General features: G+C 45.4%; 1 protein-coding gene. It reads right to left on the bottom strand.

Annotation, left to right across the window (positions count from 1 at the left end):
• Positions 1–49: 49 nt before the first annotated feature.
• Positions 50–1,351, bottom strand: a complete 1,302-nt coding sequence (locus tag QUB16_RS33345) for an NF041680 family putative transposase (RefSeq protein WP_333322681.1) — start codon at positions 1,349–1,351, stop codon at positions 50–52.
• Positions 1,352–1,457: the final 106 nt, after the last annotated feature.

Genomic DNA, 1,457 nt, shown 5'->3' on the forward strand with positions numbered 1-1,457 from the left:
CCTTTTAACAGAAGGCAAGATGTTGCTCAAAAACTCAAGAGGTAGAAGATTAAACAGCTAATCTTGAAGACTTTTTGCGTCGAGAAACCCGTTTTTTGACAGTGGGATAATATGGTGCCTTAGTACGTGCCTTTCCTTTTTCCCAGCCGGGGGATTTTCCCCTATGTTTAGGCATTTTCGCGGGAGTACCAAGGTCAACTAAAACTGACAACATTGATTGGGCAACACGTCCAGGAGTTAAATTGATATTAGCCGATTGCCAAGGTAATATATTCTCGACGACTAAATCCCTAGCTAGCCAGAGTTGCCAACTCATCAATGGCATTAAATCGCTCCAGCGCTCAGATTGTTCGGGAGTTCTCAAGTTAGGCAATGTCCAATGTAATCTTTGCTTAGCAAATCTATACCAATGATCCACTCCAAAACGTCGTAAATACTTAAACCAAACAGTTTCTAGAGGGAGAGTTCGTTCTCCCACCCAAGCCAACCACAAGGGTGGAAACGGCTGACCGTTTGACATGGGATTCATTCTTTCGACCAGGATTAAATTGACTCTCTGTTCGGCGGCACGATAAAAATGTAAGTCAAGCCATTGCCTGACTCGGACTTGTCCCAAATCTGGATGTTCGTCAATTGTGATCGCAGTATCCGCTTCGAGCCATGTGGTTGGGTCGGAGAGCCTCATTTTCTGACCGTGCTTGCGTGGTCTGCCGCGACCACTATATGCTGGTGGTGCTGACCATAAGCAGGCATTCTTTCGGACTCTCATTAAACAATCAGCTTGAATATCTGCTTGCGCCAGTACCCAATTTGCATTGCCATATTCTCGATCTAAAACTGCTAAGACTGGATTGATGCTCTGTTCACAAACAAGTTTGAGTTGGGAAGCTGCTTTTTCTATTGGTGAAGACCAACTACTAATTCGTTCATGTAGTAGGGGTAATGCCCAACTTCCTTGTGCTTCGGGTATCCATGCAATTGTACTGTACCCCTGTCCAATAATGACGCCCTGCTGATATTCATGGGTTCTGTCTTTTAATGTTTTAGCCTCTGGTCTCCCCCATGCCGTGTGGTCAATTGCTACTAAAACGTGTTCCGTTGCGGGTACTTGCTGTTCTAATTGCTGGAGATACAGCATCATCAGTTTTTTCCGCTCCGGCCTACTGTCTTGCAATGCTTCGTAAACGCTTGGCCATTGACGATTGAATAGCGGACTGAGCGAAAATTCCGCCAAACAGGCCGCATTCCTAGTGGTCATCACTGCATCCATCAGCTCGAATGTTGCATCCTTGGCTCGTACCAATAACTCGTATGCTGCTTGACGAAAGTCCTTTAATCGTTCACTGTTCATTTAGGGAGTGGGTAGGTTTTCTTTTTCACCCTTATTCTCTCCCGGCGCGGTGGCTCTAGTTCTTCTTTTGCCACCGTTCTCATCTTTATTTAGTCTAAACGACAGT

Source organism: Microcoleus sp. D3_18a_C4 (genome assembly GCF_036702415.1).
Lineage (GTDB): Bacteria > Cyanobacteriota > Cyanobacteriia > Cyanobacteriales > Microcoleaceae > Microcoleus.

Excerpts from the sequence above, each read along its gene's own strand:
- QUB16_RS33345 (WP_333322681.1), bottom strand. The coding sequence starts at position 1,351 with ATGAACAGTGAACGATTAAAGGACTTTCGTCAAGCAGCATACGAGTTA.